Here is a 24,477-nt window from a genome sequence, read left to right as displayed (position 1 = left end):
GCGGGGAGACCTCGACCCGAAGGGGCCGGTGCCTGGCACCGGCCCCTTCGGCGTGCCGAGGCTCCGTGACCGGCGCCCGGCAGCGCCTCGCGTGTCCGGCTCGGGCCTCGCCCGCCGTCGGATCGCCCGCCGCGGACGGTGGTGGGCGATCCGACGGCGGGCGACGGCGTTCGTGAACCGGACCGTCCTGGCAGCCGCTCCCGGGACGATGCGTCGGGTGGTCCAGGCCACGCTCCGGGCGGTCGTCGTGGGTGGCGTCGGTGACGTGCGGCACGCGACGCGCGTCACCTACGAGGCGTCGTAGGAGCGCGCGTCCTTCGGGCCGCGAGGCGGCGCGGGGGTTCCGTCGCCGTTCGAAGCGCCGCGTCCGATATGGGTGATCTGGGTTGGATGGGGTGATGGCATGGAGATGTACGAGAGCGGGTCGTAGGTCACACCTTTGTGTCGATATGACCGCTTGGGTTACCAAGGGGTGGCCCACCCGGCGACCCCTTGCGTGTCCGGGTCGGGCGTTCCCCCGCTCCCGTTCCCCATGAGGTCCGCATGTCCCCGCGTATCACGTCCCGCATCCCCCAGCCGTCCACGTTCCGTGCCCGCGCCGCCGTGCTGGCCGCCGGTCTCGGTGCCTCGGTGGCGTTGGGGGCCGGGGTCGCGGTCGCCGTAGAGACGGCGGCGACCACCGAAAGCACCAGCGTCAGCGCCGCCGCCCCCGGCGCCGAGGCCCAGGACTCCTCTACTGCCGAGGCGGAGAAGGCCGCCGAGGAGAAGGCCGCCGAGGCGGAGAAGGCGGCCCAGGAGAAGGCCGCCGAGGCGGAGAAGGCCGAGGCCGAGCAGGTCGAAGCGGAGCCGGTCGCCGCCGAGACGGCCGCTCCCGCCTGGGTCGACCCGGTGGAGGACTACACGCTGACCGCCGGGTACGCCCAGAGCGGCGGCATGTGGCAGTCCACCCACAGTGGCCAGGACTTCGCCGTGCCGGTGGGCACGCAGGTGGTGGCCATCCACGACGGTACGGTCGTGAAGGCGGGCGGTGACGGCGCCGGCGACGGGCCGGCCTACGGAAACGCCGTCGTCATCAAGCACGACGACGGCAGCTACTCGCAGTACGCCCACCTCTCCGACGTCGAGGTGCGGGCCGGCCAGACGGTGGAGACCGGCCAGGAGATCGCCAAGTCCGGCAACACCGGTAACTCCAGCGGGCCTCACCTGCACTTCGAGATCCGCACCTCCGCCGCCTACGGCACGGCCGTGGACCCGGTCGCCTTCCTTCAGTCGAAGGGCGTCACGGTCTGACGGATCGGACCCGCGCCGCGCGCGAGGACGAGGGCGGAGCACGGGCCCAGCGGCCCGGCCGCCCGAGGGGAGCGGAGCCCACCGGGGCCCGCTCCCCCTCGTGTGTCCGGCCCGCGTGTGGCGGCCCGGCGAGGAGACCCCTCGCGTGGGCGCCGGGCGGCTCAGCTCACCGGCGGTCTCGGCAGGGGACCGCTCTCGGCGGCGGACGGCGCCCGGCCCGGAAGCGACAGCACGGCGACGGCCCCCCCGGTCTCCGATCCCTCGGGGGCGGCGTTGTGGAACGACAACCGGGCGCCCAGGACCCGGGCCTGCCCGACCGCGATGGTCAGACCGAGTCCGTGCCCGCCCCCGGCCCGGTCGGCGCTTCCGGTGCGGAAGCGGCTCGGCCCCTCGGCCAGCAGCGCGGCGGGGAAACCCGGTCCGTGGTCGCGCACTCGGACGACGCGGCCGTCGACGGTCACCACGACCGGGGGTCGGGCATGGCGTTCGGCGTTGGCGAGCAGGTTGACCAGGACCCGTTCCAGCCGCCGGGGATCGGTGGTCACCTCGGCTTCCCGGATCACCCGCACCTCGACGTCCGGGGACCGTGCCGCGACACGGCGGGCGACGAACTCGCCGAGCGGGACGACCTGCGCTTCCGCCCGCTCCGATGCGCTGTCCAGTCGGGCCACTTCGAGGACGTCCTCCACCAGGGTGCGCATGGCCTTGGCCCGGTCCAGCACCAGCTCTGTGGGGCGTCCCGGAGGCAGCAGTTCGGCGGCGGTCAGCAGCCCCGTGACGGGGGTGCGCAGCTCGTGGGCGATGTCGGCGGTCACTCGGCGCTCGGCCTCCAGCCGTTCCTGGAGCGCGTCGGCCATGGCGTCGACCGCGCGGGCCAGGTCGTCGGTCTCGTCCCGCAGCCTCGGCCCGATCGCGTCCCTCACCCGTACGAGGCTGTCGCCCCGTGCGACCTGGTTCGCCGCCGCGGCGGCCCGTCGCAGCCGCCGGGACAGCTCCCTGCCGATGAGCACGCCCAGGACGCTTCCGCCCAGCACGACCGCGATCGAGCCGATCACCAGGGCCTTGTCGAGGTCGGCGAGGATGTCCGAGCTGCGGTCGGTGAACGGCGTGTGCAGCGACAGCACCTGGCCGTTCCGGAGCGGAACCGCCGCCCAGATGTCGGTCACGCCGTCCGGCTGTTCCGTCACGTACGTCGCCCGGCGCCCGTCCTCGACGCTCGCGCGGAGCGCGGCCGGCAACTCCGGGTCGTCGATCTCCGCCTGGGGGAAGCCGAGTCGCCCGGACAGCTCGTAGTTCCGTTGGGCCACGACGACCCGTTCGTCGGCGAGGTCGCGGGCGTTGTCCAGCATCGACATCCGCGCCGCGTTGTGCACGACCAGGCTGAGGGCCACCGCGACCAAAGCGCCGACCAGCGCGATCGCCGCGCTGACCTGCCACCGCAGGCCGGTTCGGATCCCGGTGTGGCGCACGCGGCCGGCGACCGGTCGCATCAGGGGGGCCCACACGTGGTCAGGCCCTCAGTTTGTAGCCGAAGCCGCGGACGGTCTCGATCCTGTCCTGGCCGATCTTCGTCCGCAGCCGCTGCACGTGGACGTCCACGACCCGGGTGTCACCGCCCCAGCCGTATTCCCAGACCCGCTCCAGCAGCCTGTCCCGGGAGAGCACCGTGCCCGGAGCGGAGGAGAACTCCAACAGGAGGCGCATCTCGGTCGGGGTCAGCGAGACGGGCCGTCCGGCGCGGCGTACCTCCATGCCCTCGGTGTCGACCACCAGGTCGCCGAAGGTGAGCGGGCCCGTCCCGGTGGTCCGGTCGGACGTCTCCCGGCGGTCGTCGCCTCCGGCGTGCCCGAACCGACGCAGCACGGCGCGGATGCGGGCGACCAGGACCGCGCCGTCGAACGGCTTGGTGACGTAGTCGTCCGCGCCGGCCTCCAATCCCAGCACCACGTCGATGCTGTCCGCCCGTGCCGAGAGCATGATCACCGGAACGGTGGACTCGTCCCGGATGCGGCGGCAGAGGCTGACCCCGTCGAGCCCCGGGACCATGACGTCGAGCAGGGCGATGTCGGGGTGCCGCGCCCGGAACGCCTCCAGGCCGGTCAGACCGTCCGGCCTGGCGGTCACCGCGAAACCGTCCCGCTCCAGGGCGAGCTGGGTGGCCTCGCGGATGACGTCGTCGTCCTCGACGAACAGGACGTGTGTCTGGTCTGCCATCCGGTCGCTCTCAGTCCTCGTGTGCGCGGTGGCCGTTCTCCCGCCACCTCCAGTGAGCCCCTCCGATGCCCGGGGACCTCCGTGTCGCCCTCCGGGCCCGGGCTCAGCCGCGGCCCTCGGCGGACGTCGACGAGCGGTCCGCGCCGTCGTACGCGTGGTGGGCGCGGGCCTCCTCGGCGAACCGCCCGCCCGACCAGCGATAGGTGATCACGTTCTCGCCGGAGGGGCTGGACACCGGATCCCCATGGTCGTACACCTGTTGGGTCACCACCAGGTCACCCCGGTCGATCTCCGCGTAGACCGGCGGCTCCTCGGCGGCGAAGACGTTCTCGTAGCGGCCCGCCTCCCTCTGGTACACGTAGCTCCCCACGCCCACGGCGTCACCACAGGTCAGCACGTTGACGACGACCTCCTCGGCCCCGTCGCCCGTCAGCTGCCCGTAGCTGACGTCGATCGGGTACTCGTCGGCCACGCACGGTTCGAGTTCGCTCTTGACCTCCGCCGAGACGCGCGGGTCCGACTTCAGCAGCCGGACGGCGTCGACTCGGTCGGGGATCGGCGAGGCGGACACGGGCGACGCGGTCTCCTCCGTCACCGCCCCCGCGCGCGCCGGCCCCTCGTCGCGGGTCCCGGTCCCACCGGCGCCGCAGCCGGCGACGACCAGGGCGAGAGCGGCGGAGCCCGCGCTCGCCGCGGCCACCACTCGCCCGCCCACACGACTCCGCCGGGTGCCCCCGGCCGAGCCGGAGTTCCGGTCGACCGTCAGGCCGCGCACCGCTCCCGCTCCTCACGCTCCGGCGCGCGTGCGTCCCGATCGCGGGCGACCAGCTCCTCACGGAGCCGGGCGAGCGCCCGGTGCAGCGTGCTCTTGACCGTTCCCGCCGACATGCCGAGGGCGGCGGCGGTCTCCTCGGTGGACATCTGCTCCCAGTGTCTCAGTACCACGACACTGCGCTGCTTCGGGGCCAGCACCCGCATGACCTCCATCAACAGGGCGCGATCGGCGTGCTGCTGGGCGGAGTCGTCGACGCCGGCCTCCGGCAGCTCCTCGGTGGGCACCTCCTCCAGCCTGCGCGCGCGCCACCACTCGGTACGCGTATTGATCATCACCCGCCGCAGATAGGCGTCGGCCAGGCGCTTGTCCTCGATGCTCTCCCAGCGCCCGTACGTCCTGGCGAGGGCGGTCTGCAACAGGTCCTGGGCGTCGACGGGGTCGGGGACCAGGCGGCGGGCGCTGCGCAGCAGCGCTTCCTGCCGGGTTCGGACGTACTCCTCGAACTCCAGCACCTCGCCTTGCGCCATGGTGAACCGCCTCCCGTGTGTGCCGTCGTGTCGTGCCCCGCGGCTGCCGCCGGGGCACGACACGAAGGTAGGGAGGCGTTGTCACGGCACGGTCCGAGGCGGCCAGCGGTCGACCCTCGACTGCCCCTCGATCGTGTAACAGTCCGATCGGCGACAGTTCGCGGGACCCGGCGGCCGACCGCCGTGGCCGACCTCAGGCCAGCGGAAGGCGGTAGCGTCCGTCGGGAAGTGGCTCCACCAGGCCGTCCGAGACCAGGCCGTCCAAGGCGCGGGCCCGCTGCACGGGCTCGTGCCACACGCGGTCCAGCGTCGCCCTCGGTACCGGGGAGTGCGACTCGCGGAGCACGGCGAGGAGCCGACCGCGGACCTGCCGGTCCGTGCCGGCGTACGTCTGGCCCCGGCGTGCCGGTCCCGCGTGGGCGGGCTTGCCCGCCAGGCGCCAGGCGCACCGCTCCGAGATCGGGCACCGGTGGCACGACTCGTTCCGAGCCGTGCAGACCAGCGCGCCCAGTTCCATGGAGGCGGCGGCCCAGCGCGCGGCCGTGGCGTCGTCCTCCGGCAGCAATTCCCGGGCGAGCCTGCGCTCGGCGGCCGTCGTGGCGTTGGGCGGGTACCGCACGCCGGACACCGCCCTGGCAAGGACCCGCCGGACGTTGGTGTCGAGGACCGGGTGCCGCCGACCGTAGGCGAAGGAGGCCACGGCCGCCGCCGTGTACTCGCCGATGCCGGGGAGGGCGAGGAGCTGGGCGTGTTCGGTCGGCACGTCGCCGCCGTGCCGTTCCGCTATGGCGGTGGCGGCGCCGTGCAGTCGCAGCGCGCGTCGGGGGTAGCCGAGGCGTCCCCAGGCGCGGACGGCCTCCCCGGGTGCCTCGACGGCCAGGTCGGCGGGCCGGGGCCAGCGGGCCATCCACTGCTCGTACACGGGAAGGACCCGCGCCACGGGAGTCTGCTGGAGCATGAACTCGCTGACCATCACCCCCCACGCTCCGGCCTCGGGGCGCCGCCAGGGCAGGTCGCGCGCGTGTTCGTCGAACCAGTCGATGACCGGGGTGTGCAACGGGAGCCCCGGGCGGTCCTCCGGCGGTACCGGGGTGCCTGGAGCGTCGGGGGAGACGGAGTCGGGGGCCGGGTGACGGGAACCGGTGGGCGAGGGCTTCGTGGGCACAGTCATGGCTCTGCGATCCTGCCACGGGCGGAGCCCCGCGTGGCCACACCGCACCCCGCCGGGTGCCGAGCGCCACCCGGCGGGGGGCACGAGCGGCCGTCCCGGGCGTAGGTCCGGGGGCGCGACCCGGTGTGGACCGCGCGCACGAGCCCGACGCCTCCTCGGCGGAACGCCTCCAGGCGACCCCCGCCTCGCCGCCCGGTCCGGCGGGACCCGGCGCGCGACGGTCCGGTCCGCCTCGGCCGAGAAGGCCGGGCGCCGGGAGGATTCGACCGAGAGTGGCGGCTCACCGGAACGATGATCCGGAAAAGTCGATGTACGGACCGGCGGGTGGGGCAAGGCCCGGCATCGATCTCTCGTACAGTTTGGGCCGTGGGATCTCTGCGCAATCCGGTCGGGCCGCTTCCCTCCTCCATCTACTGGCGACGGAGGGCCATCCTGGTGTCCGTGGTCGTCCTGGCGGCGCTGCTGATCACCTGGGCGGTGACCGCGGGAGGCGACGCCGGGGGCGGGGAAGGCGCCGCCGGATCGGACGCCGACGCGAGAAGTCCCGTTCCCTCGATCACCCCTGGCCCCTCCAGCTCCGGTCCGGCGATCAGCCGGGCGCCGGGCGGCCGGGACGAGCCGGACGACGAGGATGCCGGGGACGAGGAACCCGCCGGTCGCGGCTCCGGGAGCGCCGATCCGGAGGAGAGCGACGCGACCGCGTCCGACGCCCCCGTGGTCGTCGGTTCCGACGACGTCCTCCCGGCGGGCTCCGGGCTCGAGGCCTGCGCCGCGAGCGCCGTCGAGTGGCGGCTCCGGGGCACCCGGGAGACCTATCCGACCGACGCCACCCCGACCCTCGAACTGACCGTGCGCAACACCTCCGACGCGGACTGCGCGATCGACCTCGGCCCCGAGCGGGTCGTCCTGACCATCACGCCCGAGGACGACCAGGACGCGTACTGGTCCTCCGGCCACTGCCCCGAGGACCCGGGGAGCCTCGCCTACCGCGTCCCCGCCGGCACCGCCGTGACCCACACCCTGCGGTGGGACCGCGGGGCGAGCGCACCGAAGTGCGGCACACCCCCCGCCGGCAAGGCCGGGCCCGGACGCTACCTGGCCGAGGCCGAGTCTCCCGGCCTGCCCGCCGTCCGTGCCTCCTTCACGCTGACGGACGAGTGACGGGGGCGGGACCCGGCGGGCGGCGAGGCGCTCCGCTCGCGGCGAGGCGGAGACCGCGACCCCGATTCGGGGCGGCTCCCGCCTCGGGAACCGGACGGATCAGACGTAGCGCTCCAGGATCGAGGACTCCGCGAGCCGGGACAACCCCTCGCGCACACTGCGGGCCCGGGTCTCGCCGACCCCCTCCACGGCCTGGAGGTCGTCGACGCTGGCGGCCAACAGCTTCTGCAAGCCCCCGAAGTGCTCCACCAACCGGTCGATGATCGCGCCCGGCAGCCGCGGCACCTTGGCCAGCAGTCGAAAACCGCGCGGCGACACGGCCGAGTCCAGCGACTCCGGCGACCCCGCGTACCCCAGGGCGCGCGCCACCGTGTTCAGTTCCAGCAGCTCGGCGTGGGAGAGCTTGTCCAACTCGGCCAGCGCCTCCTCCACCGTCCGGGACCGCTTCGCCGTCGGCTCCGGCACGTAGTCGCGGACCACCAGCTCGCGCTCCGGCTCCACGCCGGCGATCAGCTCGTCCAGCTGCAGGGCCAGCAGCCGCCCGTCGGTGCCCAGTTCCACCACGTACTCGGCGATCTCGGTCGCGATCCGCCGCACCATCTCCAACCGCTGGGCGACCGAGGACAGATCACGGACGGTGACGAGGTCCTCGATCTCCAGGGCGGAGAGGGTCCCGGCGACCTCGTCGAAACGCAGTTTGTAGCGCTCCAGGGTGGCCAGCGCCTGATTGGCTCGGGACAGGATCGCCGCGGAGTCCTCCAGGACGCGCCGCTGCCCGTCGACGTAGAGGGCGATCAGACGCATCGACTGCGAGACCGACACGACCGGGAAGCCGACCTGCTTGCTGACCCGGTCCGCCGTGCGATGGCGGGTGCCGGTCTCCTCCGTCGGGATCGTCGGGTCCGGGACGAGCTGGACACCCGCGCGAAGGATCTTGGAAAGGTCCGCCGAGAGCACGATGCCACCGTCGAGCTTGCACAGCTCCCTCAACCGGGTCGCGGTGAACTCGACGTCGAGGACGAATCCGCCGGTGCACATGGCCTCCACCGTCCGGTCGGAACCGAGCAGGATCAGGCCGCCGGTGTTGCCGCGCAGCACCCGCTCCAGCCCGTCCCGGAGCGCCGTGCCGGGCGCCACCGCGCTCAACGTGGCGCGCATCAGACCCTCGGAGCCGGCACTCGCTGCGGACTTGCCGGGAGCCGCTGCCCGGTCGTTGGCTGCCACTGCACTCCTCCGGTCGCAGATTCGGTGGCTCCCGCGTGCGCACCCGGTGCGTACCGGCGGTGAGACCTCGGCGAAGTCTACCGGCGCTCCTCCTCCTCTCGCGGGGCCTCTCGGCGACGAGAGAGGGGGAGCACGCGCAGCGCGTCCCCGATGTCGGCGACCTCCAGCACCCGCATCCCGGGCGGGACCCTGCCGGGGTCCCCGGGAACCAGGGCGTGGGTGAAGCCCAGTCGGCCCGCCTCCGCGAGCCGCCGCTGCACCCCCGTCACCCGTCGCACCTCGCCGGCCAGCCCCACCTCTCCGACGGCGACGAGGTTCTTCGGCAGCGGGGTGTCCGACGCCGCGCTGGCGAGGGCGAGGGCGACGGCCAGATCGGCGGCGGGCTCGGACAACCGCACCCCGCCGACCGTCGCGGAGTAGATGTCCCGCTTGCCCAGGGCGCTGATCCGCCCCCTCTGCTCCAGGACCGCCAGCATCATGGAGACGCGGGACGTCTCCAGACCGGAGGTGGTGCGCCGGGGAGAGGGGATCTGCGACTCGACGGTCAGCGCCTGCACCTCCGCCACCAGAGGTCGGCGGCCCTCCAGGGTCACGGTCAGGCAGGTGCCGGGCACGGGGTCCTCCCGACGGGTCAGGAAGAGCCCGCTGGGGTCGGCCAGACCCGTGATTCCCTCGTCGTGCAACTCGAAACAGCCGACCTCGTCGGTGGCGCCGTACCGGTTCTTCACACCGCGCACCAGACGCAGGCGGGCGTGACGGTCGCCCTCGAAGTGCAGCACGACGTCCACCAGGTGCTCCAGCAACCGGGGCCCGGCGATCGCGCCGTCCTTGGTCACGTGGCCGACCAACAGCGTCGACATGCCACGCTCCTTCGACGCCCGGATCAGAGCCCCCGCCACCTCCCGTACCTGTGCCATGCCCCCCGGCGCGCCGTCGATCTCCGGCGAGGCGATCGTCTGCACCGAGTCCAGGACCAGGAGGGACGGCTTCACCTCGTCGAGGTGGCCGAGCACCGCCGCCAGGTCGGTCTCGGCGGCGAGATAGAGGTGGTCGTCGATGGCGCCGATCCGGTCGGCCCGCAGCCGGACCTGGCTCGCGCTCTCCTCGCCCGTGACGTAGAGCGTGCGGTGCTCCGGCCCGGCCGACTTGGCCGCCGCGTCGAGCAGCAGGGTGGACTTCCCCACGCCGGGCTCCCCGGCGAGGAGGGCCACCGCGCCGGGCACCAGGCCGCCACCTAGGACACGGTCCAACTCCGGCACGCCGGTGGAGCGGGCGGCGGCCTGTCGGCCGTCGACCTGGCCGATCGGCAGTGCGGCCGTGGTGACCCTCCCCGGAGCCGTGGTCCGGACGGCGGGCGTGCCGTACTCCTCCACGGTGCCCCAGGCCTGGCATTCCGGGCATCGGCCGAGCCACTTGGGCGTCTGCCGACCGCACTCCGTGCAGCGGTAGGAGGGCCGGTCCTTGGTGGTCTTCGCGCGGGCAGCCATGGCGGAAACGGTATCGGCCGGCACCGACAGGTCCGATCCCGCGCGAGGCGTCCCCCCTCCCGCCGACCGCTCTCGGCCATGCGCCGTCCCGAATCGGCCATCCGCCACACCCCGCCCACGGCCACGGCGCCGGTCCTGTCCCCCTTCGAGGGATCGTTTCACCCGTACGGATTAAAAGTGGTCCATGCGCCACTTCGCGCCACCCGGCCCCACCTACGGTCGCCGGGTGATGAGCAGCAGTCCGCAGACCTCGACGCGTACGACCGGCACCCAGCGGACGCAGCGGGAAGCACGGGACCGCGCCGCGGCCCACGCCGTGGCCCAGCGGGCCGCGCTGCGGTACGAGCCCTATCTGGACGGCCTCTTCACCTACTGCCTCTCCGTGCTCTGCGACCACGACGCCGCCACCGCCGTCCTCGGCGACGTCATCGCGGTCGCCGACCGCCGAGGTCACCGCTGCCCCGCCGCCCCGTCCGACCGCCGAGCGTGGCTGTACGCCCTGGGCCGCTGGGCCTGTCTGCGCCGACTCACCGAGGCGGGGCACCGGGGCGCGGGGGGCCGCCCGACCACGCCCGCCGGCCGCCCGGACGACCCGGTCGCGCCGGACACCGCGACCGCCGTCCCCCCGGAGGTCCAGGCGGAGCGCCGGCGGGAACTCGCCCTGCTCGCCTGGCCGGAGGCGGCCGACGCCAGTCCGGCCCAGCGCGAGGCCCTGGAGTTGGCCGTCCGCCACCGGCTGGCGGCCGACGAGGTCGCCGCGGTCCTCGGCATGGAGCCGCCGGCCGCCCGCGAGCTGCTCGCCTCCGCCGCCTGTGAGGTCGAGCGCACCCGCGCCGCGCTCGCCGTGGTCGAGACCGGAACCTGCCCGGCGGTGGCCCGCTTCACCGGCAGCGACCAGCTGCTGTTCGGCGGAGCGCTCCGCCGCGAGCTGGTCCGGCACGTCGACGACTGCCCCCGCTGCCGGCGTACCGCCGAGCGCGCCATCCCCGGCCGGTGGCCGGGCACCAGCGTCACGCCCGCGGAACTGCCGGTCCTTCCCGCGCCCCGCACCGCCCTCTGGCCGGCCTCGACGCCCCGTCCACGCGGGCGGTTCACCGCGCCCCGCTTCGACCGACGCGGGTTCCCGGTGGACCCCCGGCACCTCGCGGCCCGGCGCGACCGCAGGCGCGCCCGCGCCGTCACCACCACGGTGGTGGCCACGGTGGTGGCCGCCCCGGTGCTCGCGGTCTGGGCCGCCTACCGCGGCACCCCGGCCGGCGAGGGACGGGATCCCGGTTCGGCCAGCGCCGGCGAGGCGTCCGGCCCGCACCCCGGGGAGGACGCCGACCGGGCGACCTCCGCCGGCTCCGGCCTGGACACCGCCGCCGGACCACGCGGGGACGTCGGCGCCGGCGTCTCCGTCGAGGTGGTCGGGGTCGCCGGGGCGGGGCGGCGGGGCGGCGAGGGGCTCCGGGTGCGGGCCCGCGACAGCGAGGGAAGCACCCTGGTCACGCTGACCGCGACGGGTCGCTCCCCGGTGCGCTGGTCCGTGTCCACCAACGCCCCTTGGCTTCGCCCGACCCCGGTCGCCGGAACGCTTCGCCCCGGTCGCACGGCGACGGTACGCGTCCACGTGGACGCGACACGCGAGCCCGCCGGGCGCTGGAGCGGTCAGGTCGCCGTCTCGCCCGCGGGGGTGGTCGTCTCCATCGAGGGCCGAGGGACCGTGCCCGGACCGACCCCCTCCGCCCCCTGGCCGGGGGTGCCGACCCCCACGCCGTCCGTGACCCTGCCGGAGCCGGCGCCGCCCACGACGGCCGTGGAGGAACCCCCTCCGGAGCCGATCCCGACAGCGTCACCGCCCCCGGAACCCACGCTCCCCGAGCCGTCCCCCTCCGGATCGGGCGATGTCACCCCCACTCCCGACGAGAACCCGACGCCCACCGGTTCGGCGGCTTCCTAGCCCATCACCGCAGGTGCGCCCGCCGGGTCCGCCGGGTGCGGCGCCCACGGCGGCGTGCCGGAGGCCAGCCGTTGCTCGCACAGTTCGGCGAGCCGGTCGTACCCGGCCTTGCCCATCAGCTCGGTCAGCTCCGCGCGGTAGGACACGTAGACCGGGTCGCTCGCGCCGTGCGCCGACGTGGCCGAGGTGCACCACCAGTGCAGATCGTGTCCGCCTGGCCCCCAACCGCGCCGGTCGTACTCGCCGATCGACACCTGTAGTACCCGGGTGTCGTCGGGCCGGTCGATCCAGTCGTACGTCCGACGGATCGGCAGCTGCCAGCAGACGTCCGGCTTGGTCTCCAGCGGCTCCCGTCCCTCCCGCAGGGCGAGGATGTGCAGGGAGCATCCCGCGCCACCGGAGAACCCGGGCCGGTTCTGGAAGACGCACGATCCCTCGAAGGGCCGGGTCTGCCGGGAACCGTCCTCGTCCTCGGCGGTCCAGCCGTGCCGGGTGCCCTCCGCGTGGTTCTGCCAGATGTCCGGCGTCAGCCGCGCCACGTAACCGGCGACCCGGCGCTCGTCCTCCTCGTCGGAGAAGTGGGCGCCCAGCGTGCAGCATCCGTCGTCCGCGCGGCCGGCCTGGATGCCGTGGCAGCCACTGCCGAACACGCAGCTCCAGCGGGAGGTCAGCCAGGTCAGGTCGCAACGGAAGACCTGCTCGTCGTCGGCCGGGTCCGGGAACTCCACCCACGCGCGGGCGAAGTCGAGGCCCTGTTCGTCCGCCCGCGGCGCCGGGGCACCGGCATCGGAGCGCTCGGGCGCGCCGCCCGGCCCGCCCGAGGGGCCGCGGCGGCCCTCCGCCTTCGCGTCGCGCTCGCCCTCCCGCGGGGGGGAGGGGGTTTTGTCGCCCTTGGCCTTCTTCGTCTTTGGCACCCGTCCAGGGTAAGTGGACGGTGTGCGATCCCTACACCATCCGCGCGCCGCCCGGGGAGCCGCCCGGGGGATGTCGTGGCCCGCGCCCGCAGTAGCGTTCCGCCCATGAGACTCGGTGTCCTCGACGTGGGTTCGAACACGGTGCATCTGCTGGTGGTGGACGCGCACCCCGGCGCGCGCCCCCTCCCCGCGCACTCGCACAAGGCGGACCTGCGCCTGGCCCAGTTGCTCGACGACGAGGGCGCGATAGGGCCGGAAGGCGTCGACCGGCTGGTCGCGGTCGTCCACGACGCGTTGCGGGCGGCCGAGGACAAGGGCGTCGAGGATCTGCTGCCCTTCGCCACCTCGGCCGTGCGGGAGGCGCGGAACGCGGACGAGGTCCTCGCCCGGGTGCGTTCCGAGACAGGGGTCGAGCTGACCGTGCTCACCGGCGAGGAGGAGGCCAGGCTCACCTTCCTCGCCGTCCGCCGCTGGTTCGGGTGGTCGGCGGGCCGGCTGCTGGTCCTCGACATCGGCGGCGGGTCCCTGGAGATCGCCTACGGCATGGACGAGGAGCCCGGCGCCGCCGTCTCCCTGCCGCTCGGCGCGGGGCGGCTGACCGCGTCGCGGCTGCCGGACGACCCGCCGAGGCCGGAGGACGTTCGGGCGCTGCGCCGTCACGTGCGGGCCGAGATCGCCCGCACGGTCGGCGATTTCAGCCGGCTGGGGTCCCCCGATCACGTGGTGGCCACGTCGAAGACGTTCCGGCAGCTCGCGCGCATCTCGGGCGCCGCCCGCTCCGCCGACGGTCTGTACGTCCAGCGGGAACTCAAGCGGACGTCGCTGGAGACCTGGGTCCCCCGGCTGGCCGGGATGACGGCCGCGCAGCGAGCGGAGCTGCCGGGTGTGTCCGAGAGTCGGGCGGGGCAGCTGCTCGCCGGGGCGCTCGTCGCCGAGGCCGCGATGGACCTCTTCGACGTGGAGACCCTGGAGATATGCCCCTGGGCCCTCCGCGAGGGGGTCATCCTGCGCCGTCTGGACCACATGGACGCCTCCTGACGCTCGCCGGGCCCGCCCGGTGGGATCCCCGGGGGCACCGGGTCGCCCGCTCCCCGAGCCCGCCGCCCGCCCCGCCCCGGCCCGGCCCTCGCCCGGACCCGGCGCCCCGGTACCCCGTAATCTGTCCCTCGTGGCAGAACCGAGGGACGTCGTCCGCATCCCGGATGCGAAGGTCGCCCTGTCCACGGCCTCCGTCTATCCGGAGCCGACCGCGACGGCCTTCGAGATCGCGGCGCGTCTCGGCTACGACGGCGTCGAGGTGATGGTCTGGACCGACCCCGTCAGCCAGGACGTCGAGGCGCTGCGCAGGCTCAGCGATCACCACCGGGTGCCGATCCTGGCCGTCCACGCCCCCTGCCTGCTGATCACCCAGCGGGTGTGGTCCACCGATCCCTGGACCAAGCTGCTGCGGGCGCGCGCGGCGGCGGAGAGGCTCGGCGCGAGCACCGTGGTCGTCCACCCTCCCTTTCGGTGGCAGCGGAACTACGCTCGCGGCTTCGTGTCCGGCGTCTGGCGGATGGCCCAGGAGACGGACGTCCGCTTCGCCGTGGAGAACATGTTCCCCTGGCGCTACCGGGACCGCGAAATGCTCGCCTACGCGCCCGACTGGGACGTCACCAACGACGACTACCGGCACTTCACGATCGACCTCAGCCACACCGCGACCGCCCGCACGGACGCCCTGGCGATGATCGACCGCATGGGGGATCGGCTGGGCCACCTGCACCTGGCCGACGGTCGTGGTTCGGCCAAGGACGAGCACCTCGTGCCCGGCCGGGGGTCGCAGCCGTGCGCCGAGGTCCTCGCGCACCTCGCCCGGGTCGGTTTCGACGGGCACGTGGTCATCGAGGTCAACACCCGTCGGGCCATGTCCGCCGCGGAGCGCGAGGCCGACCTCGCCGAGGCCCTGGCGTTCACCAGGAACCACCTCCCGGCGGACCGGTCACCGCGTCCGTGATCCCGGCTTTTTTGGGCCACCGCCGAGGGCGGACCGAGGCGAGACGACCGTCCCGCATCCCGGACGTCACGTCCCGGTCCCTGGGAGACCGGCGTACGCTCGACACACAGCCGGCGCCGGCGGTCCGCGTCGCCGGCACTCTCGGAAGGAGCGAGCGACGATGCCCGAGCTGAGGTCCCGTACGGTCACTCACGGCCGCAACATGGCGGGAGCCCGCGCCCTGATGCGCGCCTCCGGCGTACCGGGAGCGGACATCGGCAGGAAGCCCGTGATCGCCGTCGCCAACAGCTTCACCGAGTTCGTGCCCGGCCACACGCACCTCGCCCCGGTCGGCCGGATCGTCTGCGAGGCCGTACGCGCGGCGGGCGGAATCCCCCGCGAGTTCAACACGATCGCCGTGGACGACGGCATCGCCATGGGACACCAGGGCATGCTCTACTCCCTGCCCTCCCGCGACCTGATCGCGGACAGTGTGGAGTACATGGTCGAGGCCCACCGCGCGGACGCGTTGATCTGCGTGTCGAACTGCGACAAGATCACGCCGGGGATGCTCAACGCCGCGCTGCGGCTGAACATCCCCACCGTCTTCGTCTCCGGCGGTCCGATGGAGGCCGGCCGCGCCACCCTGGTCGACGGCTCGGTCCGCACCCTGGACCTGATCGACGCGATGGTGGACGCCGCCGACGACCGGGTCTCCGACGCCGACGTCCTCCGCATCGAGGAGAACGCCTGCCCCACCTGCGGCAGTTGTTCGGGCATGTTCACCGCGAACTCGATGAACTGCCTGACCGAGGCCATCGGCCTCGCCCTCCCCGGAAACGGTTCCGTCCTGGCCACGCACACGGCCCGCCGGGCGCTCTACGAGAACGCCGCCCACACCGTCATGGATCTCGTCCGCAGGTACTACGAACAGGACGACGCGGGCGCCCTGCCGCGAGGCATCGCCACCTTCCAGGCGTTCGAGAACGCCATGGCCCTGGACATCGCCATGGGCGGTTCCACCAACACGATCCTGCACCTCCTCGCGGCGGCGCGGGAGGCCGAGGTCCCCTTCGGCCTGGCCGAGATCGACGCCCTCTCCCGGCGGGTCCCGTGCCTGGCCAAGGTCGCGCCCAACATCGCCGGGGACCGCACCTACTACATGGAGGACGTCCACCGCGCCGGCGGCATCCCCGCGCTTCTGGGGGAACTGCACCGCGCGGGCCTGCTCAACGAGGACGTGCACGCCGTGCACAGCCCCTCCTTGGCCGACTGGCTCAAGACCTGGGACGTGCGGGCCGGGTCGCCCTCCCCCGAGGCGGTGGAACTGTGGCACGCGGCACCCGGCTGCGTCCGGTCCGCCGAGGCGTTCTCCCAGTCCGAGAGGTGGGAGGCTCTGGACGACGACGCGGAGGCCGGCTGCATCCGCTCGGCCGACCACGCCTACTCCCGGGACGGCGGGCTCGCCGTGCTGCGGGGGAACCTGGCGGTCGACGGATGCGTCGTGAAGACGGCCGGCGTCGACGAGTCGATCTGGACCTTCGAGGGCCCCGCCGTCGTCTGCGAGTCGCAGGAGGAGGCCGTGGAGAAGATCCTCACCAAGCGGATCGCCGAAGGGGACGTGGTGGTCATCCGCTACGAGGGCCCCAAGGGCGGACCCGGCATGCAGGAGATGCTCTACCCGACCTCGTATCTGAAGAGCCGCGGCCTGGGCAAGGCATGCGCGTTGATCACCGACGGCCGTTTCTCCGGCGGTACCTCGGGCCTGTCCATCGGCCACGCCTCCCCGGAGGCCGCCGCCGGTGGCGTCATCGCGCTCGTGGAGGACGGCGACCGCATCCGGATCGACATCCCACGGCGCGGCGTCGAGTTGTTGGTCGACGACGCCGAGTTGGCCCGACGCCGCGAGGCCCTCGGCGGCAGGTACGCGCCGCGGAACCGAGACCGTCAGGTCACCGCCGCGCTGCGTGCCTACGCGGCCATGGCGACCAGCGCCGACAAGGGGGCCGTACGCGACGTCAGCGCGCTCGGCTGACGCGTCGGGCGCCGCCCGAAGGGCAAGCGCCCTTCACGGGGGCGGGCGCCCGCGACACCTCCCGGCGCGGCCCGCCGCCGGGAACCGGAACGACCGGAACGACACGCCTCGGCGGGCTCGCCGGAGGCTGGAGGCTCCCCACCTTGAACGAGAAAGTCGCGGTCCTCGGCACCGGCAAGATCGGTGAGGCCCTGCTCAGCGGAATGATCCGGGCCGGCTGGTCTCCGACGGATCTCCTGGTCACCACGCGACGCCGTGAGCGCGCGGACGAGCTGCGTCTGCGCCACGGGGTCACGCCGGTCGACAACGCGGAGGCGGCCCGAGCGGCCTCCACTCTCATCCTCACGGTCAAGCCGCAGGACATGGGAACGCTGCTCGACGAGCTGGCCCCGCACGTCACCGCCGACCGGCTGGTCGTCAGCGGCGCCGCGGGGGTGCCGACCGCCTTCTTCGAGGAGCGGCTGGCAGCGGGCACCCCGGTGGTCCGGGTCATGACGAACACGCCCGCTCTGGTCGACGAGGCGATGTCCGTCATCTCCGGCGGCACCCACGCGACCGCCGAGCACCTCGCACACGCCGAGCGCGTCTTCGGAGGCGTGGGCAAGACCCTCCGCGTCCCCGAGTCCCAGCAGGACGCCTGCACAGCGCTCTCGGGTTCGGGCCCGGCCTACTTCTTCTACCTGGTCGAGGCCATGACCGATGCCGGGATCCTGCTCGGACTGCCCCGGGACAAGGCGCACGACCTGATCGTCCAGTCCGCCGTCGGGGCCGCCGTGATGCTCCGCGACAGCGGCGAGCACCCGGTCAGGCTGCGCGAGAACGTGACCTCCCCGGCCGGGACCACCATCAACGCCATCCGCGAGCTGGAGGACCACGGTGTGCGCGCCGCGCTGATCGCGGCCCTTGAGGCCGCCCGCGACCGTAGCCGCGAACTGGCCTCGGGCAGCCGGGGCTGACCCGGCCGACGGGCTCGGCCATCGCGCCGAGTCCGTAGCGCGGTTCCGTGTCCGCGGCGGCCCCGATGCCCGGCGTGCTGTGAAGTTGACACCCCGTGACCGGGTCCGTAGAGTCACCCGAGTTGTCCGACGTGAGCGCCGACCTCGGTCGGTCCCCGGACGGCGAATCCGTGCACACCGTCAAGCCGACGACGAGAGTCGTGGGCATTTCCGTTGGTGCGCCTGGAGGAAATGAATCCGTGTTCGAAGGAGCACGACGTTCGAAAGGGCGTGACACCCGATTCGCTCGGGGGTCGAGGATCGGCTAAGGTCTCACACCGTCGGAACGGCTCAACGGCCGTGAAGGCGAACCCCGCTGACTGGGGATCAGGTCGGTGAAACGGTCTGGTAGAGTCGGAGAGGCCGGAAAGGGAAGCGCGGAAGTGCTTTTCGGGAAGGCGGCCGAGGAAATCGGGTCGGAAACGGTCTGGTAGAGTCGGTGAAACCGAAGGGGAAACGCCCGGAGGAAAGCCGCGAGAGAGTGTGTTTCTCGGGTGAGTACGAAGAAAGCGTCCGTTCCTTGAGAACTCAACAGCGTGCCAAAAGTCAACGCCAGATATGTTGATACCCCGACGCCGGGATTGTTGTTCCGGTGGACGGGTTCCTTTGAAGTAGAACACAGCGAGGACGCTGTGGATCATCGGGTTATTCCTCCGGTGGTCCCGCTCCCGTGTTGTGTGCCGGGTGACCGGCAGAGCATTCACGGAGAGTTTGATCCTGGCTCAGGACGAACGCTGGCGGCGTGCTTAACACATGCAAGTCGAACGATGAACCATTTCGGTGGGGATTAGTGGCGAACGGGTGAGTAACACGTGGGCAATCTGCCCTGCACTCTGGGACAAGCCCTGGAAACGGGGTCTAATACCGGATATTGACTGTCACGGGCATCCGTGGTGGTGGAAAGCTCCGGCGGTGCAGGATGAGCCCGCGGCCTATCAGCTTGTTGGTGAGGTAGTGGCTCACCAAGGCGACGACGGGTAGCCGGCCTGAGAGGGCGACCGGCCACACTGGGACTGAGACACGGCCCAGACTCCTACGGGAGGCAGCAGTGGGGAATATTGCACAATGGGCGCAAGCCTGATGCAGCGACGCCGCGTGAGGGATGACGGCCTTCGGGTTGTAAACCTCTTTCAGCAGGGAAGAAGCGTGAGTGACGGTACCTGCAGAAGAAGCGCCGGCTAACTACGTGCCAGCAGCCGCGGTAATACGTAGGGCGCGAGCGTTGTCCGGAATTATTGGGCGTAAAGAGCTCGTAGGCGGCTTGTCGCGTCGGTTGTGAAAGCCCGGGGCTTAACCCCGGGTCTGCAGTCGATACGGGCAGGCTAGAGTTCGGTAGGGGAGATCGGAATTCCTGGTGTAGCGGTGAAATGCGCAGATATCAGGAGGAACACCGGTGGCGAAGGCGGATCTCTGGGCCGATACTGACGCTGAGGAGCGAAAGCGTGGGGAGCGAACAGGATTAGATACCCTGGTAGTCCACGCCGTAAACGGTGGGCACTAGGTGTGGGCAGCATTCCACGTTGTCCGTGCCGCAGCTAACGCATTAAGTGCCCCGCCTGGGGAGTACGGCCGCAAGGCTAAAACTCAAAGGAATTGACGGGGGCCCGCACAAGCGGCGGAGCATGTGGCTTAATTCGACGCAACGCGAAGAACCTTACCAAGGCTTGACATACATCGGAAGCGCTCAGAGATGGGTGTGCCCTTGTGGTCGGTGTACAGGTGGTGCATGGCTGTCGTCAGCTCGTGTCGTGAGATGTTGGGTTAAGTCCCGCAACGAGCGCAACCCTTGTCCCGTGTTGCCAGCAACTCTTCGGAGGTTGGGGACTCACGGGAGACCGCCGGGGTCAACTCGGAGGAAGGTGGGGACGACGTCAAGTCATCATGCCCCTTATGTCTTGGGCTGCACACGTGCTACAATGGCCGGTACAATGAGCTGCGATGCCGTGAGGTGGAGCGAATCTCAAAAAGCCGGTCTCAGTTCGGATTGGGGTCTGCAACTCGACCCCATGAAGTCGGAGTCGCTAGTAATCGCAGATCAGCATTGCTGCGGTGAATACGTTCCCGGGCCTTGTACACACCGCCCGTCACGTCACGAAAGTCGGTAACACCCGAAGCCGGTGGCCCAACCCCTTGTGGGAGGGAGCTGTCGAAGGTGGGACTGGCGATTGGGACGAAGTCGTAACAAGGTAGCCGTACCGGAAGGTGCGGCTGGATCACCTCCTTTCTAAGGAGCTTTCTCCTGTGCCTCCCCTTGGTTGTGGGGGGTGTGGGCAGAGGCCGGTTCATCAGCGAGTGTCTGGTGCCGGTGTGCTCGTGGGTGGAACGTTGACTATTCGGTCGGGTTTTCTGTTCCGGGTGTGTTTGTACTGCTTCCTGCTGTGGTGGGGGGTGTGGAAGACATGTTCGGGGTGGGGGTTCGGTCGGGCACGTTGTTGGGTGTCTGAGGGTGCGGCCGTGTGGTCGTGGTCTCGGTTGTGCCGGTCCTGGTGAAGCATCGTCGGTGGATGGTGTGTGACGGGTGGCTGGTCGTTGTTTGAGAACTGCACAGTGGACGCGAGCATCTGTGGCCAAGTTTTTAAGGGCGCACGGTGGATGCCTTGGCACCAGGAACCGATGAAGGACGTGGGAGGCCGCGATAGGCCCCGGGGAGTCGTCAACCAGGCTTTGATCCGGGGGTGTCCGAATGGGGAAACCCGGCAGTCGTCATGGGCTGTCACCCTTGCCTGAACTCATAGGGCGAGTGGAGGGAACGCGGGGAAGTGAAACATCTCAGTACCCGCAGGAAGAGAAAACAACCGTGATTCCGGGAGTAGTGGCGAGCGAAACTGGATGAGGCCAAACCGTATGCGTGTGATACCCGGCAGGGGTTGCGTGTGCGGGGTTGTGGGATGTCTTTTTTCATGGTCTGCCGGCTGTGAGGCGAGTGAGAAACCGTTGATGTAGGCGAAGGACATGCGAAAGGTCCGGCGTAGAGGGTAAGACCCCCGTAGTCGAAATGTCAGCGGCTCGTTGAGGATTTTCCCAAGTAGCACGGGGCCCGAGAAATCCCGTGTGAATCTGGCGGGACCACCCGTTAAGCCTAAATATTCCCTGGTGACCGATAGCGGATAGTACCGTGAGGGAATGGTGAAAAGTACCCCGGGAGGGGAGTGAAATAGTACCTGAAACCGTGTGCCTACAAGCCGTGGGAGCGTCGCATGCGAGCCTTTCGGGGTTTGTGTGTCGTGACTGCGTGCCTTTTGAAGAATGAGCCTGCGAGTTTGCGGTGTGTTGCGAGGTTAACCTGTTGTGGGGTAGCCGTAGCGAAAGCGAGTCCGAAGAGGGCGTTGGAGTAGCATGCTCAAGACCCGAAGCGGAGTGATCTAGCCATGGGCAGGTTGAAGCGGAGGTAAGACTTCGTGGAGGACCGAACCCACCAGGGTTGAAAACCTGGGGGATGACCTGTGGTTAGGGGTGAAAGGCCAATCAAACTCCGTGATAGCTGGTTCTCCCCGAAATGCATTTAGGTGCAGCGTCGTGTGTTTCTTGCCGGAGGTAGAGCACTGGATAGGCGATGGGCCTTACCGGGTTACTGACCTTAGCCAAACTCCGAATGCCGGTAAGTGAGAGCGCGGCAGTGAGACTGTGGGGGATAAGCTCCATGGTCGAGAGGGAAACAGCCCAGAGCATCGACTAAGGCCCCTAAGCGTACGCTAAGTGGGAAAGGATGTGGAGTCGCAGAGACAACCAGGAGGTTGGCTTAGAAGCAGCCATCCTTGAAAGAGTGCGTAATAGCTCACTGGTCAAGTGATTCCGCGCCGATAATGTAGCGGGGCTCAAGTGTACCGCCGAAGTCGTGTCATTCACATGGTTGCCTTAACGGGTGTGTGGATGGGTAGGGGAGCGTCGTTTGCCGGGTGAAGCAGCGCCGTAAGGCAGTTGTGGACGGTTGACGAGTGAGAATGCAGGCATGAGTAGCGATTCAAACGTGGGAAACGTTTGCGCCGATTGACCAAGGGTTCCTGGGTCAAGCTGATCTGCCCAGGGTAAGTCGGGACCTAAGGCGAGGCCGACAGGCGTAGTCGATGGATAACCGGTTGATATTCCGGTACCCGCTGTGGAGCGTCAAACGTCGAATCTGGTGATGCTAAGCCCGTGAAGCCGTTCCGGACCCTTCGGGGGATGGATTGTGGTGGAGCCGGTGGTCCGAGCTGGTAGTAGGCGAGTGATGGGGTGACGCAGGAAGGTAGTCCATCCCGGGCGGTGGTTGTCCGGGGTAAGGGTGTAGGGCGTTGCGTAGGTAAATCCGCGTGACATGTGTCTGAGACCTGATGCCGAGCCGATTGTGGTGAAGTGGATGATCCTATGCTGTCGAGAAAAGCCTCTAGCGAGTTTCATGGCGGCCCGTACCCTAAACCGACTCAGGTGGTCTGGTAGAGAATACCGAGGCGTTCGGGTGAACTATGGTTAAGGAACTCGGCAAAATGCCCCCGTAACTTCGGGAGAAGGGGGCCATTTCTGGTGATGGGCTGTGCGCCTTGAGCTGGGGGTGGCCGCAGAGACCAGCGAGAAGCGACTGTTTACTAAAAACACAGGTCCGTGCGAAGCCGTAAGGCGATGTATACGGACTGACGCCTGCCCGGTGCTGGAACGTTAAGGGGACCGGTTAGTTCCATTTCGGTGGGGCGAAGCTGAGAACTTAAGCGCCAGTAAACGGCGGTGGTAACTATAACCATCCTAAGGTAGCGAAATTCCTTGTCGGGTAAGTTCCGACCTGCACGAATGGCGTAACGACTTCTCGACTGTCTCAACCATAGGCCCGGTGAAATTGCACTACGAGTAAAGATGCTCGTTTCGCGCAGCAGGACGGAAAGACCCCGGGACCTTTACTATAGTTTGATATTGGTGTTCGGTTCGGCTTGTGTAGGATAGCTGGGAGACTGTGAAGCCTGTACGCCAGTGTGGGTGGAGTCGTCGTTGAAATACCAGTCTGGTCGTGCTGGATGTCTAACCTGGGTCCGTGATCCGGATCAGGGACAGTGTCTGATGGGTAGTTTAACTGGGGCGGTTGCCTCCTAAAGGGTAACGGAGGCGCCCAAAGGTTCCCTCAGCCTGGTTGGTAATCAGGTGTTGAGTGTAAGTGCACAAGGGAGCTTGACTGTGAGACCGACGGGTCGAGCAGGGACGAAAGTCGGGACTAGTGATCCGGCGGTGGCTTGTGGAAGCGCCGTCGCTCAACGGATAAAAGGTACCCCGGGGATAACAGGCTGATCTTCCCCAAGAGTCCATATCGACGGGATGGTTTGGCACCTCGATGTCGGCTCGTCGCATCCTGGGGCTGGAGTCGGTCCCAAGGGTTGGGCTGTTCGCCCATTAAAGCGGTACGCGAGCTGGGTTTAGAACGTCGTGAGACAGTTCGGTCCCTATCCGCTGTGCGCGTAGGAGTCTTGAGAAGGGCTGTCCCTAGTACGAGAGGACCGGGACGGACGAACCTCTGGTGTGCCAGTTGTTCTGCCAAGGGCATGGCTGGTTGGCTACGTTCGGGAGGGATAACCGCTGAAAGCATCTAAGCGGGAAGCCTGCTTCGAGATGAGGGCTCCCACCTACTTGATGGGGTAAGGCTCCCAGTAGACGACTGGGTTGATAGGCCGGGTATGGAAGCACTGTGAGGTGTGGAGTTGACCGGTACTAATAGGCCGAGGGCTTGTCCGTAGGTGCTCGCGTCCACTGTGTTGGTTCTGAAACCACGAACGGTTGTCCCTGTTGTGGGGTGCTGGTTGTTGTTTCGTTGTGTTTCGGTGGTTTTAGCGTAGGGGAAACGCCCGGTTACATTCCGAACCCGGAAGCTAAGCTCTACAGCGCCGATGGTACTGCAGGGGGGACCCTGTGGGAGAGTAGGACGCCGCCGAACGATTTTTGTGGGAGGGTTCCTTCTTCCGGCTTTGTGTCGGGGGAGGGAACCCTCCCTTTTTTCATGCACACGAACATTCGGTGGTTGGGCACGTAGGGAGGAACCCGTGATGCGGTACGACCTGGTCATCTTCGACAACGACGGGGTCCTGGTCGACAGCGAGCGCATCTCCAACCGCCTGATGGCCGAGTACCTCACCGAGCTGGGCCACCCGACCTCCTTCGAGGAATCCGTCCGGAACTACATGGGCCGGGCCATGCGGAGCGTCCACGACCAGGTCCGGGAACGCAGCGGGCGCCGGCTTCCGGCCGAATTCGACGAGGTCTTCCACACGCGGGTCTTCGCCGCGTTCCGCCGGGACCTCCGGCCGGTCGCCGGTGTGGCCGAGGTTCTGCGGAGCCTCGCGGCGGCCGGCATTCCCTACTGCGTGGCTTCTTCGGGCAGCCACGAGCGGATCCGGGTCGGACACCGTACGGCCGGGCTCGACCACTGGTTCGACGAGCGGCTTCTCTTCAGCGCGGACGACGTGCCGCGGGGGAAGCCGGCACCGGACCTCTTCCTGCACGCGGCCCGGTCCATTGGGGTGGCGCCCGGACGCTGTGTGGTGGTCGAGGACAGCCTGCCCGGCGTGCGTGCCGCCCGGGCCGCCGGAATGCACGTCTACGGCTACACCGCCATGACGCCGGCGGCGGTCCTCACGGACGCCGACGGCCACTTCTCCGACATGGCCGAGCTGATCGCGCTCCTCGGATCGGACCGCCCCTCGTCCGGCCAATGACGGCGCCGTCGCCAGCCGGCCCGCGCCGTCCCGAGGACTCCCGCCCACGGGACAAGAACGGGCGGGGGTCGGCGACGTGATCCGACCGGATACGGTGGC

General features: G+C 70.0%; 16 protein-coding genes, 3 rRNA genes and 1 pseudogene. 12 read left to right on the top strand and 8 right to left on the bottom strand.

Features of this window, described 5'->3' with window-relative positions; all coding sequences use genetic code 11:
* Positions 1-172 precede the first annotated feature (172 nt).
* Both JEK78_RS23665 and JEK78_RS09145 read left to right on the top strand, forming a co-directional pair.
* Positions 173-304: a hypothetical protein gene (locus JEK78_RS23665; protein WP_277953068.1), complete on the top strand. Its 132-nt coding sequence runs from the start codon at positions 173-175 to the stop codon at positions 302-304.
* 239 nt (positions 305-543) lie between these two features.
* Complete coding sequence (locus JEK78_RS09145) at positions 544-1,290, top strand: M23 family metallopeptidase (protein ID WP_200263597.1); 747 nt, start codon at positions 544-546, stop codon at positions 1,288-1,290.
* Positions 1,291-1,451: 161 nt separating this feature from the next.
* Here JEK78_RS09145 and cseC read toward each other — a convergent pair whose 3' ends face one another.
* The 5 genes from cseC to JEK78_RS09120 all read right to left on the bottom strand — a co-directional run bounded on the left by cseC (position 1,452) and on the right by JEK78_RS09120 (position 5,977).
* Positions 1,452-2,780 (bottom strand): two-component system sensor histidine kinase CseC, encoded by a 1,329-nt coding sequence (gene cseC, locus JEK78_RS09140; RefSeq protein WP_200263596.1) that lies wholly within the window; start codon positions 2,778-2,780, stop codon positions 1,452-1,454.
* Between the two features lie 19 nt (positions 2,781-2,799).
* A complete protein-coding gene (cseB, locus tag JEK78_RS09135; protein ID WP_200263595.1) occupies positions 2,800-3,504 on the bottom strand; it encodes a two-component system response regulator CseB in 705 nt (234 codons plus the stop codon).
* A 103-nt stretch (positions 3,505-3,607) separates the two neighbouring features.
* On the bottom strand, positions 3,608-4,219 hold the full coding sequence (locus tag JEK78_RS09130; RefSeq protein ID WP_200264065.1) for a hypothetical protein: 612 nt from the start codon (positions 4,217-4,219) through the stop codon (positions 3,608-3,610).
* 47 nt (positions 4,220-4,266) lie between these two features.
* Positions 4,267-4,806 (bottom strand): SigE family RNA polymerase sigma factor, encoded by a 540-nt coding sequence (locus JEK78_RS09125; protein ID WP_200263594.1) that lies wholly within the window; start codon positions 4,804-4,806, stop codon positions 4,267-4,269.
* Positions 4,807-4,999: 193 nt separating this feature from the next.
* Positions 5,000-5,977 (bottom strand): A/G-specific adenine glycosylase, encoded by a 978-nt coding sequence (locus tag JEK78_RS09120; protein ID WP_200263593.1) that lies wholly within the window; start codon positions 5,975-5,977, stop codon positions 5,000-5,002.
* Positions 5,978-6,343: 366 nt separating this feature from the next.
* Between JEK78_RS09120 and JEK78_RS09115 the strand changes: the two genes are divergently transcribed.
* A complete protein-coding gene (locus JEK78_RS09115; protein ID WP_200263592.1) occupies positions 6,344-7,138 on the top strand; it encodes a hypothetical protein in 795 nt (264 codons plus the stop codon).
* A 99-nt stretch (positions 7,139-7,237) separates the two neighbouring features.
* Here the strand turns inward: JEK78_RS09115 and disA are convergent, their stop codons facing one another.
* Together disA and radA are read right to left on the bottom strand one after the other, a co-directional pair.
* Entirely contained in the window at positions 7,238-8,362 is a 1,125-nt protein-coding gene (disA, locus tag JEK78_RS09110) for a DNA integrity scanning diadenylate cyclase DisA (protein ID WP_200263591.1), read from the bottom strand.
* Between the two features lie 77 nt (positions 8,363-8,439).
* Positions 8,440-9,849, bottom strand: a complete 1,410-nt coding sequence (radA, locus tag JEK78_RS09105) for a DNA repair protein RadA (RefSeq protein ID WP_200263590.1) — start codon at positions 9,847-9,849, stop codon at positions 8,440-8,442.
* A gap of 229 nt (positions 9,850-10,078) precedes the next feature.
* On the opposite strand from radA, the gene JEK78_RS09100 reads away from it, so the two are divergent.
* Entirely contained in the window at positions 10,079-11,791 is a 1,713-nt protein-coding gene (locus JEK78_RS09100; RefSeq protein WP_242483316.1) for a hypothetical protein, read from the top strand.
* On the opposite strand, the pseudogene JEK78_RS09095 reads toward JEK78_RS09100, so the two are convergent.
* A pseudogene (locus JEK78_RS09095) lies at positions 11,788-12,552 on the bottom strand (hypothetical protein); the annotation flags it as partial. The gene JEK78_RS09100 and the pseudogene JEK78_RS09095 sit on opposite strands and share 4 nt — an antisense overlap.
* A gap of 258 nt (positions 12,553-12,810) precedes the next feature.
* Here JEK78_RS09095 and JEK78_RS09090 point away from each other — a divergent pair.
* The 8 genes from JEK78_RS09090 (at position 12,811) to JEK78_RS09055 (ending at position 24,378) form a co-directional block, all read left to right on the top strand.
* Positions 12,811-13,743, top strand: a complete 933-nt coding sequence (locus tag JEK78_RS09090) for a Ppx/GppA phosphatase family protein (protein WP_200263589.1) — start codon at positions 12,811-12,813, stop codon at positions 13,741-13,743.
* A gap of 130 nt (positions 13,744-13,873) precedes the next feature.
* Positions 13,874-14,701, top strand: coding sequence for a sugar phosphate isomerase/epimerase (locus tag JEK78_RS09085; protein WP_200263588.1), 828 nt, complete (start codon positions 13,874-13,876; stop codon positions 14,699-14,701).
* A gap of 160 nt (positions 14,702-14,861) precedes the next feature.
* Positions 14,862-16,715, top strand: a complete 1,854-nt coding sequence (ilvD, locus tag JEK78_RS09080; protein WP_200263587.1) for a dihydroxy-acid dehydratase — start codon at positions 14,862-14,864, stop codon at positions 16,713-16,715.
* 143 nt (positions 16,716-16,858) lie between these two features.
* Positions 16,859-17,671 carry a pyrroline-5-carboxylate reductase gene (gene proC, locus JEK78_RS09075; protein ID WP_200263586.1) on the top strand — a complete coding sequence of 271 codons (813 nt, stop codon included), beginning with the start codon at positions 16,859-16,861 and terminating at the stop codon, positions 17,669-17,671.
* 738 nt (positions 17,672-18,409) lie between these two features.
* Positions 18,410-19,934: ribosomal RNA gene (locus JEK78_RS09070) — 16S ribosomal RNA — on the top strand.
* A gap of 341 nt (positions 19,935-20,275) precedes the next feature.
* A 23S ribosomal RNA gene (locus JEK78_RS09065) occupies positions 20,276-23,401 on the top strand.
* Positions 23,402-23,483: 82 nt separating this feature from the next.
* Positions 23,484-23,600 (top strand): 5S ribosomal RNA (gene rrf / locus JEK78_RS09060).
* Together the 16S, 23S and 5S rRNA genes form the textbook arrangement of a ribosomal RNA operon.
* Positions 23,601-23,709: 109 nt before the next feature.
* Entirely contained in the window at positions 23,710-24,378 is a 669-nt protein-coding gene (locus JEK78_RS09055; protein ID WP_200263585.1) for an HAD family hydrolase, read from the top strand.
* The last annotated feature ends 99 nt before the right edge of the window (positions 24,379-24,477 follow it).

The sequence above is a fragment of the Streptomyces sp. HSG2 genome (assembly GCF_016598575.1).
GTDB lineage: Bacteria > Actinomycetota > Actinomycetes > Streptomycetales > Streptomycetaceae > Streptomyces.
The sequence above is the reverse complement of the archived record's forward strand: the minus strand, read 5'-3'. Positions and strand labels throughout refer to the sequence as shown.